This window comes from Bacillus sp. 220_BSPC (genome assembly GCF_001054655.1).
GTDB classification, from domain to species: domain Bacteria; phylum Bacillota; class Bacilli; order Bacillales; family DSM-1321; genus Peribacillus; species Peribacillus frigoritolerans.
Window position 1 is genome coordinate 1 of sequence record NZ_JVPL01000208.1, and the last position, 20,432, is coordinate 20,432.

Here is a 20,432-nt window from a genome sequence, read left to right on the forward strand (position 1 = left end):
CGCCAAGAGCGCCGAGGAGGCTCCCGGACCGCCCGCGGAAAGCGAGTGCCCTACGTTCCAATCAACGTTCATATTTTACACTCACTCAAAAAAATATAGGCAATCTTAATATCGAGTTTGTCTACAGTCTAAACAAAAGGTGCTTCCTATACGAAGCAGCTTTTGTTTAGCATGCTTTTCTAAGCGGGATCCAAAAAGATTTCCTTTCCAAGCCTATCTGGTATTTACTTCGTCGGCGATTATTACTGACAGATAGTGCTCTAATTCGCAATTTTACTGTGACACTTCACAGCGAGATAGAAATTGTATTGAAGTTCTCACGTATCCATGATACCTTCAGTTTATAGGGAATGGTTGGGAGGAATATGTTTTGAACACAAAGGCATTTTTATTGGCATCTATTACAGTTATTATTTGGGGATCTACATTCGCTGCTATTCGTGCAAGCTTACATGGCGGATATTCAGCCGGCCATTTGGTACTTGTTCGTTATCTTATAGCATCAGGGGTTTTTATCCTATATGCTCTCTGGCCTGGGGTGAAATTTCGACTCCCGAAAAAAGCGGATTTGTTGAGGATTTCGATCCTTGCATTTATTGGTATTAGTATTTACCATATCGGTGTGACATTCGGGGAACAAACAGTTTCGGCGGGAACGGCTGGAATGCTGATCGGTTCGGCACCTGTCTTCATCGCGATCATTGCTGCGTTCGTTTTAAAAGAACGCCTCGGACTATACGGATGGATTGGTTTAGCAATAGGATTCACAGGAATCACCTTAATAACATTAGGTACCGCAGGCCCTTCCCTGAATATTTCTGAAGGAGCTTTTTTAGTACTGATGTCAGCTATTGCTTCTGCGGTGTTTTTTGTATTCCAAAAGCCACTGTTTAGCCGTTATAATCCGATTGAATTGACAGCTTACTTTACATGGATCGGTACAATACCTTTTTTTATATTTTTTCCTGGGCTATTTCAAGAAATTCAACAAGCTACTTTGGAAGGTCATTTATCAGCGATTTTTGTTGGTATTTTCCCTGCGGCCATCGGTTATGTAACTTGGGCAATCGCTTTATCATTAGGAAAAGCCAGTTCCGTTTCCAGTTTGTTGTACATTGAACCTGTGATTGCCATTTTCGTCGCTTGGGTTTGGCTGCAGGAGGTACCTAGTACCCTTTCAGTCATTGGCGGCAGTATTGCGATATTGGGGGTCCTTGTCGTTAATGGTTTCGGAAAGTATAAATCAGTGGTGAAAAAAGCAGCATGAAAACCAGAAAAAATAGCAGCATCCCAGATCATCATGAATGTACGTCTATCCTTCTTGGACAGCTCAACACATAGGAGGGCAGCCCAATAAAGTGAATTCACCCAGGTTGATGAGGTTAATCAAATACACCTGGGGAATTGGATTTTTCCGCCCTGTACATTACCTGAAATTAAATCTATGCTTAAAGTCCCAATCCAATTTAAATGAATTATTTTCACCTGTTAAAAATTTATAATCAATATAGGACTTTTCTTTCCTAGTCATTCCATCGACATATGGGGAATAAGTCCGGAATAATAATACATTTTTCTTTTCATCAAATTCTACAAGTCTTAGCCAGCCATTTCCCCCTCGATAATTCGTTTGGTAATTGACCAGCATTTGAATGACATCATTTCCTGCTGAGTTTTGTTTTACCCGATGCGCTATCCCATAAAAATGTCCATTAACCGTCATGAACACTTGATTATGATCCTTGACAAGTTCATCCCATATCAGACGGCCATTGGACGAATCGACGGCAATGGTTTTATCTCTTTTAACTTTCGGAAAAATAATATCATGTGAGACGAGGATTGTTGGTTTATCTTTATGCCGTTCCAGAACTTTTTTTGACCATTCCAAGTCCTTATGCAGATTTTTCATATCCACGATTAAAACTAAGTATTCATAACTCCCTGCCTTAGCGATTGCATATGAGCTATATCCAGAGGGGGCCGACCCCTTATAGTATTTTTTATTCATAAAACGCTGTGGCCCATAATGTGTTAAAAAAGGATCTCCGGCAGCATAGTCATGATTCCCAGCCGCCATCATATATGGAATTTCCTTTTTTTCCAAAAGGGAAATGGCTCTGAGCGAATTCTGCCATTGTTTTTCTGAATCACTATCGACAATGTCCCCAACAAATGTATTCATGATAATATTGTTCTTCTTGGTGTTATTGGATATCCAGTTCATTTGGCTATTGAAAATCTCAGGATTTTGGCTTGAATATTTCTGGGTATCTGGAACAAAAAGGAAATTGTAATTCTTCTTATTCGTTAGAATGGGAAAGGACTTGTTTGATCCTTCAAAGGGTTCATCGTCACGAGCATCCTGTACTAGCCATTCTTTTTCAGTTAATGCCCTATTGGCAATTCGTATTTCCTGAATATTCCCTGCGAAAAGTGCATCTAACTTATTTCCTAACTCTGTTGCGCCGATATTCCAGCCTTTACCTTTTAATGCTGCAATACCTATGGCCCTTTCTGATTCTCCATAATCACTAACGCCATTTAAAGTTAGAGTCGTCGTGCTACCATCATTAACGACTGCCAAATGGTACCATTCACCAGCATTTAAAGAACGAGACCAATTGCTTACATTATAGTTTAAATTGGATGGATGGCTTGTCCAGTGCAATTTTTGATCACTGGATATAGATAAAGCAGAAAGGATTTTTTTCTCGCCTTCCATTTTATTAAGATATGCCGCCTGTCCTTGTCTTGAAAAAAGCCCCATGTCACTTTTGGGTTTCCTTGGCATCTTAAATACAAATTCAATGGTAAAACCCCTATCGAAATTCTCTGAATTGATAGGTGCATCCCGTTTGGTTTTAAAATATCTTCCGGCAGGGGCGTTTTCGTAATTGGCGAATTTCAAGCTATCAACTTTATCTTGAGCATAATAATCTTCTTCAGACCATTTCAACATATTTTTTAATTCGGGTGATGCAGGGTCACCGATCGTCACTAACTCTAAATCATTTCCTTGTTTGGTTGTATCTTCAATAATTAAATTACCTTTATCGATTGAACCGCTTTTAACATGTTGTTTTGTGAATTTCCAATTTGCAACGATACTGCTCCGATCATTTTCAGCAACGGAATTTAAAGAATCGGCTGACTTGGCAATACCAGGAACAATCATACATAAGAGTGAGAGACCTATAAATGCTTTTTTCATTCTCATAATATATTCACCCCTTTAAATTAGATTAAGCAATTTAAGAATAATGGTTAAACATGTATTCTTTACTTACTACCTGGGTAATTTTTGAGAAATAAGCCTAGGTAGGGGAGATTCCGTATAAGCTGCAATAAGGTATAGTTTGCTTATCTTCTCGATAACTTATTAAGGATGAGTAAAAAAGACTTATTACTAAAAAAGGCATTAGGAGATAAGGCCTAATGCCTACAATTTGAAATTAAGGATAACAACTAATTTGAAGTATTTTGTTCTTTATGTGGGAGGGTAGGAAAACAAGCAATGTGTTAGTGTTAGGACAGTGATCCATCAAGATAATGAGGTGAAAAAAATGGTGAGAAGGAGATAGGTAGCCTCCTGTAATAGATGTGGTATAAATCTTAGGAGGCTATCTTGAATTATGGGAGATGTATGAGTTATGAAACAAAACAAATATGATGATGCAAATTTCTTTTCTGCGTATGAGCAAATGCCACGATCAGTCAAAGGACTCGAAGCTGCCGGAGAATGGTATGTATTAAAAGAGCTAATGCCAAATCTGCGTAATAAAACGGTACTTGATTTGGGCTGCGGTTTCGGCTGGCATTGCCGATTTGCCCGAGAGCAACAGGCAAGTTCCGTCGTGGGTGTGGATATTTCCGGCAATATGCTTCAAAGAGCACGTGAAAAAACGGATGACCCTTGTATTTCATATATTAAAATGCCGATTGAAGATATCGATTTTTCCGGCTCTGAATTTGATGTGGTTATCAGTTCATTGGCTTTTCATTACATTGAGTCATATGAGGCAATCTGCAAAAAGGTCCATGATTGTTTAAAGCCCGGAGGCACTTTTGTTTTCTCGGTTGAACATCCAATCTTTACTTCTCGGAACGAACAAGCTTGGTATGACGATGATTACGGAAATCATCTGCATTGGCCAGTTGACAACTATCAGTACGAAGGTGTGAGAGAAACAACCTTCTTAACCGAAAACGTAGTAAAGTATCATCGAACGATTTCAACATATATGAATGACTTGATTGGTGCTGGTTTCAGCATAAAGGCAGTAAAGGAACCGATGCCTTCTGATGACATGTTAAAAAGTGTTCCTGAAATGAAAGATGAACATCGAAGGCCCATGTTTTTAATGATCTCAGCAGTAAAGGAACCGAAAATAATGAAGTAAACGAAAAAAAGGCGTTTCTACGAAAGTAGGGACGCCTTTTTATTTACTATCATAATTTTCTATGCAATTAAGCGTTGATTATCGACTTTAATTAGGTAATGATTAAATAGTTAAATATGGAAATGGGAGTTTGGAGGAGGGAAATTGAATGGAGAAGGTATATCCGGTTATTGAAACAAAACGATTGATATTAAGGGAAGTAACACTGGAAGATGCGGGTGACATGTTCAAATATCTATCTGATACAGATGTGGTGAAGCCAATGGGGTTAGATCCATTCGAGACAGTAAATGATGTATGGGATGAAATTAAGTGGTATGAATCTATATTCGAAAAAGGTTCGGGAATTAGATGGGGAATTACATTAAAAGATTCCGGTAAGGTTATAGGAAGTTGTGGTTTTCTGAATATGGTAACCAAACACCATCGTGCTGAAATTGGATATGAATTAAGTAAAGACCATTGGGGAAAAGGCATTGCGAGTGAAGCGTTGGAAGCCGTTGTTATGTATGGTTATCGCCACTTTCACCTGGAAAGGATTGAAGCTTTAATTGAACCTGATAATCACCCATCCCAAAAACTAGTGGAAAAACAAGGATTTAGAAGAGAAGGACTTCTTAGGCATTATGAATTTACCCGTGGCAAATTCGATGATTTATACATGTACTCACTCTTAAAAGAAGATCTTAACGGCATTTCCTTTTAATTAATTCATTGTGAAGATCCTTTAAGAAGCGGTCCCTGTTTGTCGACAAGAGTGGATTTCGGAATGCTCTCATCCCAAAGCCCTTTTACGATTTTACTGAGGGGATGATTACCAATTGGGATTTTAGCGGTCTCATTCCGAAGACAAACTCAATGGAAAGCTAGAACTGAAATTTATGAATTTCACCCATAAAAAAACCAATTTTACTTTTTAAGGGTTTGTAAATTTGAACGTTGATTTCCATTCCAGGCACTCGCTTTCCGCGGGCGGTCCGGGAGCCTCCTCGGCGCTCTTTGCGCCTGTGGGGTCTCCCTTGGCCTCGCTTTTCCCGCAGGAGTCTCGTACCTTCCATTCCAATCAACTAGAGTTATTTTACAATTTAGGCTGTTCATCCTAAACCATGTTTAAACTAGTTTCCATTATGGGTTTTTACTGTTTTATGAAACACTTATTAGATTAAAGATATTTACACTTACTCCTGGAGAGTAACTGGCAGATACCAAAGTCACTTGCGGTTAGAACGTTTTTTAAACTGAAGTCATTATTTGCTTGTATAATCTCTTTCAACCTTACAAATTCGGGTAGTGTATGACGAGTACCAATCTTTCATACCTTTTTCTTGTGCCTTTTTGTGAGCTGCATTTTCCTTCCAAAGCTTTATGGCATCCAAGGACTTCCAATAGGATACGGTAATTCCTAACCCGTTTTGATCTCTCGCGCTTTCGACTCCTAAATAGCCATCTTGTTGAGCGGCAAGTTCATCCATGAATTCAGCGGTTGAATTATAGCTTGCGGCATCCTTATCGCTTCTTTGGGAAGTGAAAATGCAAGCGTAATAAGGCGGTTCGGGGGTATTTGCAAAAAACATGAAATAATGCCTCCTTTTAACTTAATATTCAAAATAATGTCATATCGGCAAGTGCATGGATAGATGCCGGTAAAGCGGGTACTCAGCAAAGAAAACAAGGCGGTAAGAAGCAGTATATATCTTTGACACGGCAATACTGTTAAAGGGATTTTATTCTAATTCACGAATATATATTACTTTGACGGTTTTACAAAAAAAGGAGATGGTCATGTGTGCGGGATTCGTTAGCAAACATATAGAAAGAGATGCGTATTTACCGAAACAACGCGATATTCTTTTGGAAAAAGCATTAAAAGATTTAACGGCAGATCCTGATGTTTTGGCTATTTACATAGCTGGTTCATTAGCAAAAGGAAACGATGATCATTACTCCGATATAGATTTGCACACCATTGTAATTCCAAAACGTAAAGCAGAATTTTTAATGGGAAAAAGGGATAGAGCCAATAAATGGGGAGATGTTTCATTTCACGAAGACTGCAATCCTTATTCACCATATCTCGTCACTCATTATGATACATTTGTGAAAGTGGATAGCTGGTATCATGCACCTGAGGAAATTGTTCCCTCCTTTTGGTTAAAAGAGGTAGAAGTCATCTATGATCCTTTTAATATTATGAGTCCTGTTATTAAGGAATCGGCAAAGAAAGTGTATAAACCTACACCGGATGAAGTTGAGCATTGGAGAGGAAAGCTGCTTGCTTTTGTCCATGAAACCTACAGGGCCGTTATGAGAAGGGAAATGTTATATGCACTATCCAATCTTGATAGGATACGGTGGCTGATTGTGTCTGGTTGGTATATGGAAATGGAACAACATATGGATGTCCCCTATGGAGCATGGACAAAAATCGAGGGCAATAGAAGTAAATTAGCTGGAAAGCAATTATCCCTGTTGGAAAGTTGGGATTGTGGGCGCAATTCTAATGAAATTATTAAAACGCTAAGGCGTATGATCCCGGAATTCCTCAGACTAAATGAATACTTATGTACTCGATTGGGTGTCGAAACAAATGAAGACCATATCAAAAGAATAATCGATATGGCTATCTGATACCTTTTACAATCGGTTATGGCACACTCTTTGTTCGCGTAAAATGTGTAATCACTTTTGGAGGGATGCTAAGTGGCAGAATTGGTATATCATGTAGCAGTTTCACTGGATAATTTCATTGCCGACCAAGCAATGTTGGAAGGGGATATCAATCATTCTTTTTTCTTATTTGAAGGAGAGCATGTCCCGGACTTTTTATCCGATATCCAGCATTATGAAGCGGTGTTGATGGGTAGTAAAACATATGAATTTGGATTTCAATTCGGAGCCAAACCGGGTGAACCAGGTTATAAGGGTTTGAAACATTATATATTTTCGAGCTCCCTTCAGTTTGAATCGAATGAGGAGGTTGAACTTATCGAAGGTGACGCCGTTGCGTTTATTGAAAACCTCAAGCGGCAAGGTGACGGAAAGCTATGGCTTTGCGGGGGCGGAGAACTGGCTGGAACGTTATTGGAACATAAACTCATTGATCAATTGGTGCTGAAAGTGAATCCAGTCATAATCGGTGAAGGCATCCCTCTTTTCGGCAGTGTTAAGCCCAGTCTAAAATTGGATTTAGTTGAAATGAAACAATATCCAAACGGGGTGCTTAAACCTACATATAATATTATTTATACGTAGGAATATGGTAAAGGGTTGCTTTCCTTCAATAGTTAGGGCTGCTTTGGCGCAGCCTTTTTCTGATGAAATTCACTGGTCATTAAAAGTTAAACTTTTCTTAGTGAAAATATACAAAGAAAATTTATTAGAAATTTATTTTTAACATATATCCTTTCAGTATAACTTGAAAGGAGTTTTCTATATGAGAAAAATAGTAAAAGTATCAAAGAATATATTTTTTACCTTCTTTGCTATGATCTTATTTGTAGCGATTGCTGTTTTTATCTACCATAATTATCAAAAGGGAAAGGAATCATCATTAATTAGTGAAGGAACGCCCGTTGATTTTAATAACAAAGAAATTAATGTATATACGGAAGGCAGCGGTGAGGATGCATACGTTTTTATGTCCGGCTCCGGAATTGCTGCTCCTGTTTATGAATTGAAAGGATTATATAGCAAGTTTGCAAAAGAAAATAAGATTGCAGTCATTGAAAGAGCTGGATATGGATACAGTGATGTTTTTCATGATGATAGGGATATCGATACAATATTGGAACAAAGCAGGAAATCGTTAATGGAAAGTGGAAATAAACCTCCTTATATTTTGGTTCCACACTCGGTATCAGGTATTGAGGCTATTTACTGGGCACAAAAATACCCGAGTGAAGTAAAGGGAATTATTGCTTTGGATATTGGTTTACCGCACCAATATGTGACTCATAAAATGGGCATGGTTGATTCATTGACAGTAAGAGGAGTGAATCTTTTAACGAAAATGGGTTTGCACCGTCTTGTACCTTCTGATGTTTATAATCCCGAAGTGATCCGGCAATCATTTTTGACTGACCATGAAAAGGAAATGTATAAAACACTATCTTATAAACAGTTTTTTAATGATGATATGGAGCAAGAACTTTTACAGAGTTACAATAATGGTAAAAAATCAGTTAACTTGCCAATACCAAAAGATACCCCCATTTTATTCTTGGATGCGATAGCCGATGAAAATAAAAATTCAAAATATACAAAACAAAAAAACGACGATTATGAGGATTTTGCAGAGAAACTATTAAAAGCGGATGTAATAAAACTGAAAGGGACGCACAGCATTTATTTATACGCGCCTGATGAAATTTATGATCTTTCCATGGAATTTATCAAATAATGAAGAAAGGCTTTGTGATGAAAAGATATAATATTTTAATTGTTGAAGATGATTGGATGATTGGTGATTTACTGAAAAAAATTTTGCAACGCGAAGAGTACAATGTATGTTGGATAAAAGAAGGAAAAGATATTAATGATATCATCAATGAAATCGATTTAGTCATTATGGACGTTATGCTGCCAGGAGATGATGGCTATCAAATTACAAAGAAACTAAAAAGTCTAGGATTGAATATTCCAGTTATTTTTCTATCTGCCCGAAATGATATGGATAGCAAACTGCAAGGTTTGAAAATTGGTGAGGATTATATGACTAAGCCTTTTGATCCCAGGGAGCTATTACTAAGAATGGAGAAGTTGCTGGAAAATCAATATGGTACTTTCGCACAAATTAAACATTTATATATTGATGCCGAACATAAGAGGGTATTCAATAATGACTTGCATAATGAAGTGGTTTTTACTGCGATAGAGCGTAAAATTTTTTTCTATTTATATGAAAATAGGGATCGGATTTTAACGAAAGAACATTTCTTTGAATATTTATGGCAGCTCGAAGATAGGAATCAAAATATCATGAATGTACATATAAAAAAAGTTAGAACCAAAATCAATGATAACACAGGTGAAATCATCCAAAATATATATGGAGAAGGGTATAGATTGAATACCTATATAAAGAAATGTATTTAAAGGAAAAATACCAGCTATTGTTATTCAGTGCCGTTATTAGCGTGCCATGTATATTACTGATGATCAGTATCCTTATGTCACTAATTTATGATTGGGCCTTTAAAACTAAAAATGGTGACATTCCTTTTCATGAATCTTTTGCATATCCTACAATGCTGGGAGTATTCATTTTATCATTATTATTGTTAGCCTTCTTATTTTCCAAATCTATTAACTCACTATTAAATAAAATAAATATATTGAATGAAACTATCAGGAATTTAGCCAGTGATGAGGAGATTCCGAATAAATTAGAGGTTAATAACAATGATGAAATCGGGAAATTAACTAAATCGGTAAACTTACTCATTGAAAGAACGACCTATCGGGAATTGGAGTTAAAGCAACAAGAGGAAATGAAAAAGGAACTCTTAAATAAATTAAGGCATGACATCAATACACCTTTAACAGCAGTAAGGTTACAATTATTTTATTTAGAAGGCCAATATAAGGAACAAGCTCCACTATTACAATCACTATATCAACAAATAAATTATATTTCCGAATTAACAAATGAATATAATATTCAATCCACAGCTGAATTAGATAATTCTTATATCTTGAATGATAAAGTGAATATGCACGCTTTATTAGAAATGATGGTTAAAAAATGGGGCTATTTGTATAACATGCATGGTATTGAATTAATATATCATCCTTTAAATGGAGAGCTGGAATGGATGAGTAATGACTTGTGGCTGCAAAGGTTATTCGATAACGTCTTCCAAAATGTTTTAAACCATTCAAAGGCTGATAAACTCGTGATAACCATTGAAAATAATGTGGTCAGTATCAAGGATAATGGAATTGGTTTTGATATCGAAAGTAAAAGTAAGGGACTTGGCTTAAAAATAATTGAGGATATAGCTAAGACACTATATATAAAATATAATTTGGAATCTAATGAAAGCGGAACTTTATTTTGTTTTACAGTCGAAAATACATATGAATCTCAGTTGAACTAGGTTATTTTGCTGGGATGACATCCGGGGATTTCGTCAGGGATTCATCAATATCATTCTTTTCAGATAGTTTGCCTTATGCAACATAGTTATATATCACTTACTTATATAAAGCGATACAAAAAGGTTGCTATAGACCCACCCATTTTTAAGTTGATATGATATTCAGGTACTTAATTGTGGGGGGAAGTTGAATGGAAGAACAAAAATATAATGACCTCAAATTAGGCGAACGTGGTGCAATCATCAGTATTATTGCTTATATTTGTCTATCAATCATGAAGCTGGCTATCGGATACATAAGCGACTCAGCGGCTTTAAAAGCGGATGGGTTGAACAACACGACTGATATTATCGCGTCACTTGCCGTACTGATCGGTTTAAGGCTAGCTCAAAGACCCCCCGATAAAGATCATGGTTATGGCCATTGGAAGAGTGAAACGATTGCATCAATGGTAGCTTCGTTTATCATGTTTGCTGTTGGTGTACAAGTATTGATAGATGCTGCTGCTTCCATGCTTAAAGGTGGAAAGGAATCACCTGACATTATTGCCGGATATGTAGGTGTTTTATCAGCAATAGCCATGTATTTTGTATACCGATATAATAAAAAGCTTGCTATGAAAATTAACAGTAAAGCAGTTATGGCAGCTTCGAAAGATAATATTTCCGATGCTTGGGTAAGTATAGGAACAGCTATAGGGATTTTCGGCTCCCAATTAAACATGCCTTGGCTTGATCCCCTTACCGCCATCATTGTTGGATTATTAATATGCAAAACAGCCTGGGATATATTCAGTCAAGCCTCGCATGAACTTTCTGACGGTTTTGATGAAAATAAAATTCATCTATATAAGGATGTAATTACAAATGTGGATGGAGTCAAGGGGATAAAAGAAATTAAAGGAAGAAATTACGGGAACAATGAAGTGATTGATGTTGTGATCCTTGTCAATTCCACCTTGGATATTAAAGAGGCACATGATATAGCGACACATGTAGAAAAAGTGATGATGAAAGATCATGGAGTGTATGATGTTCATGTCCATGTAGAGCCCAATTAACTCTCTCTTTCATTATGAATGAACAAAAAAGGGTCTAAATCTGCTTTACAAACATATGAATAATATGCAATCATTAATTCATTACATTGGAAGGAAAAGGTACCTTATACAATGAAGCAGTAATCTTATCTAATAAACAGTAAATCTGAATCAATTTCAATGGGTGTAATCGGTTAGATATGTTCAATGCAAATACGCCTCACTTTGTTTGCTTTATCGGTAAGTAAAGTGAATTCATTTTTTCATTTGAACAAGAATCTTTTTAGATACCCATGTGAGATTTTTAATGATTATGTTTAGAGATGGGATTCGTCTGTTCGTTTATAGGTACTGATTCATATACAATTACTTTTTCTGATATCCAATCAGATGAGGTATATTTGGTTTATGTATATTAATTTAGTAACAGGCGATCTCTCTCTAGAAAAAATGGAGGGGGATTTTTTTATGTTATTTTTAAAAGCGAATGATTTAAAGAAAAGCTACGGAAGCCGTGAAGTTCTTTCCATCGATACACTTCATCTTTACAGTCATGACCGTGTTGGTTTGGTTGGCAGGAATGGAGAAGGTAAAACGACCCTGCTTTCTATACTAGCGGGAGTGAGGGAACCCGATTCCGGTCATATCGAGAGCTATGGAACAGTCAGCTATATCCCGCAGATGGAAGAAACTGAACAAGAAATAAGCGGGGTATTAACGAGCATATGGAAACTGCCCGATGAGGAACAAGAAATCATAAGCGGCGGTGAACGAACTCGAAGAAAAATAGCCGCAGCCCTTTCTTCCAATGCCGATGTATTGATCGCGGATGAACCTACCAGCCATTTAGATATATCTGGAATTGAACAATTGGAAAAGGATTTAAAAACTTTTAATGGCGCTATTTTGCTTACTTCACATGATAAAGCATTCTTGAATCATCTGTGTACAACCATATGGGAAGTTGAGCAAGGCAAGGTAACGGTATATGAAGGGAATTACGAAGCGTATATAGAACAAAAGCAAGCAAAAACAGAAAAGGAAAAAAAGCAATATGAAGAGTATACCCGTGAAAAGAACCGGTTGAAACAGGCAGCACAAAACCTTCAAGCCAAATCCGATTCAATTAGGAAAGCCCCTAAACGAATGGGTAATTCAGAAGCAAGGCTGCATAAACGGAGCTCCGGGAAACAGAAGGCAAAATTGAACCGTTCTGCTGAAGCGATCGAAACCCGAATCGAAAAACTGGCAAAAAAAGAAAAACCGAGGGAAGATCCCCCCATCATTTTTGATATTTCAGAATTTCCATCTTTGCATAGCAAAAGGGTCATTCGATTTAATGGCTGTTCCCTGAAAGTCGGGTCACGGGTGCTGAAACAACATATTTTCGGAGATGTCCCCTTAGCTTGCAGACTCGCCATCAATGGTCAAAATGGTTCAGGAAAAACGACATTATTGAAAAAGATAGTGGAAAGGCACCCAGATGTATATGTCGCGAAGCCGGCAAAGATTGGATTTTTTGCCCAACAACAAGAAAATTTGAATGAAAGTAAAACGGTTCTCGAAAATATATTGGAGGACAGTCCCTACAATCAAGCCTTTATTCGTACACTATTATCACGATTAGCTTTTAAAGGAAATGACGTTCACAAACAAGTATCACTTTTAAGCGGCGGGGAAAAAGTCAGGGCTTCCCTAGCCAAAGTTTTTTTGGGAAACTATAATGTACTGGTTTTGGATGAACCTACAAATTACCTGGATCTTCATACTAAAGAGGCCTTAACCGAAGTGTTAAAAGCATATCCAGGAACGATCGTTTTTGTGACTCATGATCGTTCATTGATCCAATCTCTTGCAACACATTCACTTTCATTTGAAAATGAACCTTCGAGAATAATTGCCATCAATCAGGAAGCAACTAAAACGGCTACAAACAAGGATGATCATCAAGATAAACAGGCTGAGCTTCTTATGATTGAAGTCCAAATCATCGAGACACTTGGGAAACTGTCCAGTGTTGTGAAGGAAGAGGAAAAAGCGGAATTGGATAGGGAATACCTCCAACTCTTGAACCAGAAAAAAGAGCTTGAAGGATGAATGAAATCCATTAATGGCCCTTCTCAATCGAGAGGGGCCTTTTCTTGGATTTAAGAGCGGTTAAAGTGGAGAGATATTTTACACTTTAAAATACCAATAAGTTGATTAATGAAAAAAAAGATGGATAATGTTAAAATTAACCAAGTTTATGTAGAAGGGACTCATTTAGATTGGGTTTCGATTAGAAGCGGTTATTTACACCAATCAAACAGGAATGCCAATTATAATAAGCATTCCTATAGATTCAGGTTTTGCTGCTATTGCTCTCGTTTTCCGGTTTCTTTATGATTGCGTATGCTAGGTATCCTATTAAGCCCATAAATAATCCGGTGCCGCCTACAATATAAATCATTGTAAACACTTTTCCTAATGTTGTCTGCGGTTCAAAGCTGGGATGCCCAACCGTGCTAAGAGTAACAACACAGAAGTAAAGGGAATCAATCACAGTTAGACCTTCCTGCTTAACATAGAAAATCGTGCCGGAAAATAACATAACGAGGACCAAGACGAAAAGAACCTGGAAGTTCTTCAATTTAAAAGCGGACCAGAGTGCTTTTAGAAAACGTTTCAAGGTGAGGATAAATGAAATCATTGGTAATCGCTTTTCCTTTCGGATTATTACATTTTAAGTAAAGTGAATGAGTAAATCCTGATATTCGAGCTTGATCAGTTAATCATTCTACTATACAGGGATTCAGTTTAGATTGACAAAAAAACCTGTTTATTTTGATCTGGTTTGAACTAAAAGCGTTGGTAAACAATAGAAGGAGAAAGTAAGTAAGTAAGTAAGTAAGTAAGTAAGTAAGTAAGTAAGAGGGGGGACAATCATGAAACCGCGTATTACTGTCATTACATTAGGTGTGGATGATTTGGAAAAATCGCTGCAATTCTATCGGGAGGGCCTGGGGTTTCAAACAGAAGGAATAGTGGGCAAAGAATTTGAGCATGGAGCCGTTGCCTTTTTCGACCTGCAAGAAGGCCTGAAGCTTGCCATATGGAGTCGAAGGGATATAGCTCATGAGGCCAAGGTTCCTTTTTCTCCGACAAGTCCTACTGAATTTACCCTTGGTCACAATGTAGGCAGTGAAGAGGAAGTGAATATGGTGCTGGAAAAAGCCAAAAAAGCTGGCGCTATCATAACCGACCCGGCACATGACACTTTCTGGGGAGGATACTCTGCACACTTTCAAGACCCTGATGGACACCTTTGGGAAGTCGTTTGGAATCCGCAGTGGGATGGTGAATAGAATCATGTTTAGGGTTCATTTCGATACTCTAGTTTTATTCATTCCATGAAGATCAGAGTCTAGGGGAGAGCGCGCAGGTTTAAAGGCGCCGAGGGCTGTCCGCCCGCGGAAAGCGAGTGCCTGGAGTGAAAATCAACGTTCAAATTATAAAAAACATAAAAAAATGTAGGCAAAATCGATTTTCATCAAGTTTGCCTACAGTATGAAACAAGTACTTTACCTAGGGGTTCTGTGCTTGTTTTTTATTTATGAACTCTCTGCTTTTTGCTATCAATTCATTATTCTTTTCAATCGCTTCGTTATTACTGTATTTCACCTGATTAACGGTATCATTATTTTCCATGTATTCAAGCAGCAAGTCTACCGCTTTATCCATCAGTCTTTCGATGGGGATACCTCTTTCTTCAGCCAAATTAGAGAGTCTATTATTCAAGTACGGATTGAGGGTAATGTTTATTGGTTTTCTCGTTTCAGAATTGATAGGCCGTTCCACCTTCAGTCTTTTAATCTATCATATACCTTTAATTGAGGGTTAACAAATATAGTGTAGGGAAATGTATGTAGGCTGTGGTTCATCTTCGCACTCAATTCTGGAAGTGAAAAGTGATTTCAAAAAAGAAAGCAGGAAATTGGCAGTGATCAATTTTCCAGTTTTCTTTTTTTGTGCACTTGGGGAGTCACAAGAAGGTTTGCGCCTCTTTTATCAACAGAGGATTTATTACTGCACTATGTATTCTTGGATTTCAAAGTCTATAACACAAACTATATTTTCAATAAAAATATTGACATAATCAATATAACGTTATAATGTTTATTTATTGTAATTTTGTGTTTTTTCAGACTTTTAATAAAAGGGGGAAAAGTTATTGAATAATTTTATGGGGATACTCGAAATGAAAGTGCTTCCAGTCGCAAACAAAATTGGTTCACAAAGACATCTGCTGGCAATCAGGCACGGTGTTCTGGCGACACTTCCACTGACGATCATTGGATCATTCTTTGTTATTTTGTTGAATTTTCCAATCAATGGGTATGACGAATGGATTGCACCTTATCGTGCCGCTTTGGATGTTCCGTTTCGGTTTACGGTCGGAGCAATGGCTTTATATGCAGCTTTTGGGGTGGGGTCAGCGCTTGCAGGACATTATAAATTAGATCAGCTCAGTGCAGGCCTTCTATCAGTCTTAGCTTTTCTGATTACATGTGTTGTGCCTACCCAAGTCATGGAATCCGTTCCAGGAGTAATAGAAGCCGGTCGCTGGTTACCTATCAGCTCTTTAAGCGCAGCCTCTTTATTCGGTGCAATAGTAACATCACTGATTTCCGTTGAGATATTTCATTTTTTGATTAAACGCGATATAAAAATCAAATTACCGGAAAGCGTTCCGCCAATGGTTTCGAATTCCTTTGCAGCCCTGATTCCAACATTGATCGTGGTCCTTCTTTTCTGGGGCATTCGTTATGGTTTGGGCTTTGACATTAACTCGATCATCACTACTCTGGTGTCACCTCTCAAAAATTTATTGGTTGGTAATAGTTTAATAGGAGGTTTGCTTACAGTCTTTCTCATCGTTTTCTTTTGGTCGCTTGGTATTCATGGACCGGCAATATTGGGTCCGATTATACGGCCGATGTGGGATTCGGCGATTCTCGAGAATATGGATGCATTTGCAAGAACGGGTAATGCGGCGAATTTGCCCAATCTATTTACCGAACAATTCATTCAATGGTTCGTCTGGATTGGCGGGGCGGGATCGACATTATCACTTGTTGTACTATTCCTATTTTCAAAATCGAAGTATTTGAAAGAGCTGGGTAAACTGTCCTTTGTTCCAGGGATTTTTAATATTAACGAACCTATCATTTTTGGAGCGCCGATTGTCATGAACCCCATTTTAATGGTTCCATTCATCGTTGCCCCTTTGGTAAATGTGATCGTTTCTTATACATATTTTCAATTAGGGTTAATACCGATGATAATGGCTAAGCTGCCGTTTACGGTCTTTAGTCCAATTGCCGCTGTCATCAGTACAAATTGGACAATCATGGCAGGGGTTCTCGTTTTATTGAATTTTGTCATCTCATTAATGATCTATTTTCCATTTTTCAAGATGTTCGAGAAGCAGCATCTACGTGATGAAAATAAAATAGAAGCTGGACCGGAAGAAAAGAAAGCGGGCATTAAATATGCTTGAAATAATATCCGCAATTCTATCATTTGTAGGGGCGCAAATCATTTTTTCTCGTACTCGGCTTGGTGAAAAATTAACACCCTGGAAATCGGTTGGCCTGTCCATTTTAATCATTAGCTTTTCTATCTTTCTGTTTACCGCAATGGGATCGACTTATTATTTGATTGTCATTGTACCAACGATTATTTGTTCTGTAATGGTATCCTCCCGCTACCATGACTATTTAATGGGATTACAAACTAAGCGGGCTCAATGGAAAGAAAGTAGAAAAGGAGTGAATGATAGCTTATGAGAAGATTAGGTATTTCAATTTATCCGGAACACTCTACACCGGATAAAGACAAGCAATATATTAAACTTGCCCATAGTTATGGTTTTGAACGAATATTCACGTGTTTATTATCGGTTTCAAAACCATATGAAATTGTCATGGAAGAATATAAAAATATTATTTCTTATGCGAAAGAGCTACATATGGAAGTCATACTTGATGTTGCTCCTGCTGTTTTCGATAAGTTTGATATTAGCTATGATGATTTAAGTTTTTTCGCAGAAATGGGAGCTGATGGCGTTCGTCTTGATCTTGGGTTCGATGGCTTGAAAGAAGCTAAAATGACATATAATCCTTTTGGATTGAAAATCGAATTGAATATGAGTAATGATGTCGATTATTTATCGAACATTCTGACGCATCAGGGCAATAAAAATCAAATCATTGGCTGTCATAATTTCTATCCCCAAAAATTCACAGGTCTTCCTTACGACTTCTTCATCTCATGCAGTAAACGGTTTAAAGAACATGGCATTCGTACAGCTGCATTCGTTACTTCACAAACCGGTGATATAGGTCCTTGGAGTATAAATGATGGATTATGCACATTAGAGCAGCACCGTGAACTTTCAATTGATGTACAAGCCAAGCATCTATGGGCAACGGGTTTAATTGATGATGTCATCATTGGGAATGCTTACGCGAGTGAAGAGGAACTAAGAATGCTGGGGGCCCTACAGCGTGACATGATCGAGTTGAAAGTGGAACTCCATTCGGATGCGTCACCAATTGAGCAAAAGGTTGTGCTGGATGAATTACACCTTCGCCGTGGTGATATCAGCGAGTATATGGTCCGTTCAGTGGAGGTCCGAAAAAAATATGCGAATGAAGATTTTGCAGTCCGGGAAAGTATCCCACAACGCAAAGGGGCCGTTTTCATCGGCAATGATTCTTTTGGAAAATACAAAGGCGAACTTCAAGTCATCTTAAGGGATATGCCATTGGATGAACGTAAAAATGCAGTCGCCCATGTTGTAAAAGAGGAACTTTTTTTACTGGATTATATTAAACCATGGGGCACATTTAGATTGATTAAATAACCTGACCCTAATTTTTAAGGAGGAATAATGATGAATATTTTATTATGCTGTTCTGCAGGTATGTCCACTAGTCTTTTGGTTAATAAGATGGAGAAAGCGGCGGTGGAAGAAGGCTTGAGCGTGAAAATCCAGGCTGTTGCCACTATGGAAGTAAGAAACCATATAAATGAGGTGGATGTTATTCTTTTAGGCCCTCAAGTTCGGTATCAACTTAATGATATAAAGAAAATAGGGGATGAAAAAGGAATACCTGTAGATACGATAAATCCAATGCATTATGGAACATGTAATGGCAAGGAAGTATTGCGTACGGCCCTCCAATTAATTTCAAAATAACATACTATCAAAAGGAGTGGTAAAATGACGAAAACAAAAGAGGATCTATCAGAATTATCATTTCAATTAATTCTCCATAGCGGGAATGCCCGCAGTTGTGCAATGGAGGCCATCGACTTGCAAAAACAAGGTAAATCAAGCGATGCCCAGGATAAATTAAAGGAAGCGGAACATGAGTTTGTTGCTGCACATAAAATCCAAACCGCATTGATTCAACAAGAAGTGAATGGTGAGAAATTCGATATTCCAATGCTCTTGATCCATGCTCAAGATCACTTGATGACTTCCATGACAACAAAAGATTTAGCGATAGAAATCGTGGAATTACACAAGAAAACACAAAAGAACTAACAATATTCAGGAGGTTGCTGCGGCAGCCTTTTTCTTATGTTCATAACGAGTGAACTTCAACGAGAAGGCGGAGATATCCTCCTTCATGAACCTAAGTTAAATGAATATCGCAGATAAGGGTCACTCAAGATTAGGATTCTCCGAAAATTTAAATTATACTAGGTTCATGACAGTAGCAATAGATACTGTCACTGATTAACGAAGGGTAGTCATGATAGAAAAACAAACAACTAATTAGCAAGCGCAATCATTTTATAAAAGGGGAGCAAAACATGCAAAGAGTCAATCTAACTGAAGATCTTAGTCTTTCACGCATTGTACACGGTATGTGGAGATTGGCAGATTGGAGATTTTCTGCCCAGGATATCCTATCTCTTATTGAACACGGAATGGATCGGGGCGTCACTACATATGATCACGCCGATATATATGGAAGCTATACGTGTGAGGAGATTTTTGGGAACGCACTTTCATTAAAGCCTTCATTACGCGATAAAATGGAGATTGTTACGAAATGTGGCATCGTTCTTCAATCAGAAAACCGTCCTTCCCATAAAAGTCACCATTACGATACTAGTAAAACCCATATCATAAAGTCTGTTGAACAATCCCTTATGAATCTTAAAACGGATTATATTGATTTATTACTTATCCATCGTCCGGATCCCCTGATGGACCCAGCGGAAACGGCTGGGGCGTTTAATCAATTAAAGGAATCAGGAAAGGTCCGGAACTTTGGAGTATCGAACTTTAAAAAACCGCAATGGGATATGCTCCAATCATATCTAGACTATCCGCTTGTGACGAATCAGCTGGAGCTTTCGGCATACAATCTTGAAAACTTCGAAGACGGAACCTTGAACTTATGTCAGGAAAAGGGCGTTGCGCCTATGGCATGGTCACCGCTTGCAGGAGGCAGCATCTTTGAGGAATCGAACGAAAAGGCTGTCCGCTTAAGAGAAACATTAGAAACCGTAAAAGAAGAAATTGGTGCCAATGGAATCGATGAAGTGATGTATGCCTGGCTGTTAAGGCATCCCGCAAAAATCATTCCGATCGTTGGATCCGGTAAGAAAGAACGGTTGGACAGCGCCATTGATTCACTAAACCTAACCATGGAAAAAGAGCAATGGTTTAACATATTAACTAGCTCGATGGGACATGATATTCCGTAATGAATTGTACCTTTGAACAAGAAACCTTGTTTCATTATTGGGGACCTCCTTAAAGAGGTCCCCATTCCAGTATGTCTACAAACTGAAGTCTTTGCTCATTAGAGCAAAGGCTTCTTTATATT

Annotated in this window: 21 protein-coding genes; 17 read left to right on the top strand and 4 right to left on the bottom strand. The window is 37.8% G+C overall.

Annotation, left to right across the window (positions count from 1 at the left end; genetic code table 11):
- Positions 1 to 370: 370 nt before the first annotated feature.
- Positions 371 to 1,267, top strand: a complete 897-nt coding sequence (locus ADA55_RS16510) for a DMT family transporter (protein WP_048685885.1) — start codon at positions 371 to 373, stop codon at positions 1,265 to 1,267.
- A 159-nt stretch (positions 1,268 to 1,426) separates the two neighbouring features.
- On the opposite strand, the gene ADA55_RS16515 is transcribed toward ADA55_RS16510, so the two are convergent.
- The gene (locus ADA55_RS16515; RefSeq protein ID WP_048685887.1) at positions 1,427 to 3,220 is read right to left on the bottom strand and encodes a LamG-like jellyroll fold domain-containing protein; all 1,794 of its coding nucleotides are present in this window, start codon (positions 3,218 to 3,220) and stop codon (positions 1,427 to 1,429) included.
- 433 nt (positions 3,221 to 3,653) lie between these two features.
- Between ADA55_RS16515 and ADA55_RS16520 the strand changes: the two genes are divergently transcribed.
- Entirely contained in the window at positions 3,654 to 4,403 is a 750-nt protein-coding gene (locus ADA55_RS16520; protein WP_048685889.1) for a class I SAM-dependent methyltransferase, read from the top strand.
- Between the two features lie 148 nt (positions 4,404 to 4,551).
- Positions 4,552 to 5,109: a GNAT family N-acetyltransferase gene (locus ADA55_RS16525; RefSeq protein ID WP_048685892.1), complete on the top strand. Its 558-nt coding sequence runs from the start codon at positions 4,552 to 4,554 to the stop codon at positions 5,107 to 5,109.
- Positions 5,110 to 5,650: 541 nt separating this feature from the next.
- On the opposite strand, the gene ADA55_RS16530 is transcribed toward ADA55_RS16525, so the two are convergent.
- Positions 5,651 to 5,977 (bottom strand): antibiotic biosynthesis monooxygenase family protein, encoded by a 327-nt coding sequence (locus ADA55_RS16530; RefSeq protein WP_048685894.1) that lies wholly within the window; start codon positions 5,975 to 5,977, stop codon positions 5,651 to 5,653.
- A gap of 208 nt (positions 5,978 to 6,185) precedes the next feature.
- Here ADA55_RS16530 and ADA55_RS16535 point away from each other — a divergent pair, with 208 nt between their 5' ends.
- The 7 genes from ADA55_RS16535 (at position 6,186) to abc-f (ending at position 13,638) form a co-directional block, all read left to right on the top strand.
- Positions 6,186 to 7,031, top strand: coding sequence for an aminoglycoside 6-adenylyltransferase (locus tag ADA55_RS16535; protein ID WP_048685895.1), 846 nt, complete (start codon positions 6,186 to 6,188; stop codon positions 7,029 to 7,031).
- Between the two features lie 72 nt (positions 7,032 to 7,103).
- Positions 7,104 to 7,655 (top strand): dihydrofolate reductase family protein, encoded by a 552-nt coding sequence (locus ADA55_RS16540; RefSeq protein ID WP_048685897.1) that lies wholly within the window; start codon positions 7,104 to 7,106, stop codon positions 7,653 to 7,655.
- A 181-nt stretch (positions 7,656 to 7,836) separates the two neighbouring features.
- Positions 7,837 to 8,802, top strand: a complete 966-nt coding sequence (locus tag ADA55_RS16545; protein WP_048685899.1) for an alpha/beta fold hydrolase — start codon at positions 7,837 to 7,839, stop codon at positions 8,800 to 8,802.
- Positions 8,803 to 8,819: 17 nt separating this feature from the next.
- A complete protein-coding gene (locus ADA55_RS16550; protein ID WP_048686023.1) occupies positions 8,820 to 9,497 on the top strand; it encodes a response regulator transcription factor in 678 nt (225 codons plus the stop codon).
- A complete protein-coding gene (locus tag ADA55_RS16555) occupies positions 9,488 to 10,501 on the top strand; it encodes a sensor histidine kinase (protein ID WP_048685900.1) in 1,014 nt (337 codons plus the stop codon). Before ADA55_RS16550 ends, ADA55_RS16555 begins: the two co-directional genes overlap by 10 nt.
- 191 nt (positions 10,502 to 10,692) lie before the next feature.
- Positions 10,693 to 11,562 carry a cation diffusion facilitator family transporter gene (locus ADA55_RS16560; RefSeq protein ID WP_048685902.1) on the top strand — a complete coding sequence of 290 codons (870 nt, stop codon included), beginning with the start codon at positions 10,693 to 10,695 and terminating at the stop codon, positions 11,560 to 11,562.
- A gap of 447 nt (positions 11,563 to 12,009) precedes the next feature.
- Entirely contained in the window at positions 12,010 to 13,638 is a 1,629-nt protein-coding gene (gene abc-f, locus ADA55_RS16565; RefSeq protein ID WP_048685904.1) for a ribosomal protection-like ABC-F family protein, read from the top strand.
- Positions 13,639 to 13,882: 244 nt separating this feature from the next.
- On the opposite strand, the gene ADA55_RS16570 is transcribed toward abc-f, so the two are convergent.
- The gene (locus ADA55_RS16570; protein WP_048685906.1) at positions 13,883 to 14,230 is read right to left on the bottom strand and encodes a potassium channel family protein; all 348 of its coding nucleotides are present in this window, start codon (positions 14,228 to 14,230) and stop codon (positions 13,883 to 13,885) included.
- A 235-nt stretch (positions 14,231 to 14,465) separates the two neighbouring features.
- On the opposite strand from ADA55_RS16570, the gene ADA55_RS16575 reads away from it, so the two are divergent.
- Positions 14,466 to 14,885, top strand: coding sequence for a VOC family protein (locus ADA55_RS16575; protein ID WP_048685907.1), 420 nt, complete (start codon positions 14,466 to 14,468; stop codon positions 14,883 to 14,885).
- A gap of 220 nt (positions 14,886 to 15,105) precedes the next feature.
- On the opposite strand, the gene ADA55_RS28605 is transcribed toward ADA55_RS16575, so the two are convergent.
- Positions 15,106 to 15,378, bottom strand: a complete 273-nt coding sequence (locus ADA55_RS28605; protein ID WP_202186587.1) for a ribbon-helix-helix domain-containing protein — start codon at positions 15,376 to 15,378, stop codon at positions 15,106 to 15,108.
- A gap of 373 nt (positions 15,379 to 15,751) precedes the next feature.
- Between ADA55_RS28605 and ADA55_RS16580 the strand changes: the two genes are divergently transcribed.
- From ADA55_RS16580 to ADA55_RS16605, 6 genes are all read left to right on the top strand, one after another.
- Positions 15,752 to 17,080: a PTS sugar transporter subunit IIC gene (locus tag ADA55_RS16580; protein ID WP_048685908.1), complete on the top strand. Its 1,329-nt coding sequence runs from the start codon at positions 15,752 to 15,754 to the stop codon at positions 17,078 to 17,080.
- Positions 17,073 to 17,369: a hypothetical protein gene (locus tag ADA55_RS16585; protein WP_048685911.1), complete on the top strand. Its 297-nt coding sequence runs from the start codon at positions 17,073 to 17,075 to the stop codon at positions 17,367 to 17,369. Before ADA55_RS16580 ends, ADA55_RS16585 begins: the two co-directional genes overlap by 8 nt.
- A complete protein-coding gene (locus tag ADA55_RS16590) occupies positions 17,366 to 18,448 on the top strand; it encodes a DUF871 domain-containing protein (protein WP_048685913.1) in 1,083 nt (360 codons plus the stop codon). The genes ADA55_RS16585 and ADA55_RS16590 overlap by 4 nt, the downstream gene beginning before the upstream one ends.
- Before the next feature lie 30 nt (positions 18,449 to 18,478).
- Positions 18,479 to 18,784 carry a PTS sugar transporter subunit IIB gene (locus ADA55_RS16595; protein WP_048685915.1) on the top strand — a complete coding sequence of 102 codons (306 nt, stop codon included), beginning with the start codon at positions 18,479 to 18,481 and terminating at the stop codon, positions 18,782 to 18,784.
- A gap of 24 nt (positions 18,785 to 18,808) precedes the next feature.
- Entirely contained in the window at positions 18,809 to 19,135 is a 327-nt protein-coding gene (locus ADA55_RS16600) for a PTS lactose/cellobiose transporter subunit IIA (RefSeq protein WP_048685917.1), read from the top strand.
- A gap of 272 nt (positions 19,136 to 19,407) precedes the next feature.
- Positions 19,408 to 20,310 (top strand): aldo/keto reductase, encoded by a 903-nt coding sequence (locus ADA55_RS16605; RefSeq protein WP_048685919.1) that lies wholly within the window; start codon positions 19,408 to 19,410, stop codon positions 20,308 to 20,310.
- Positions 20,311 to 20,432 lie beyond the last annotated feature (122 nt).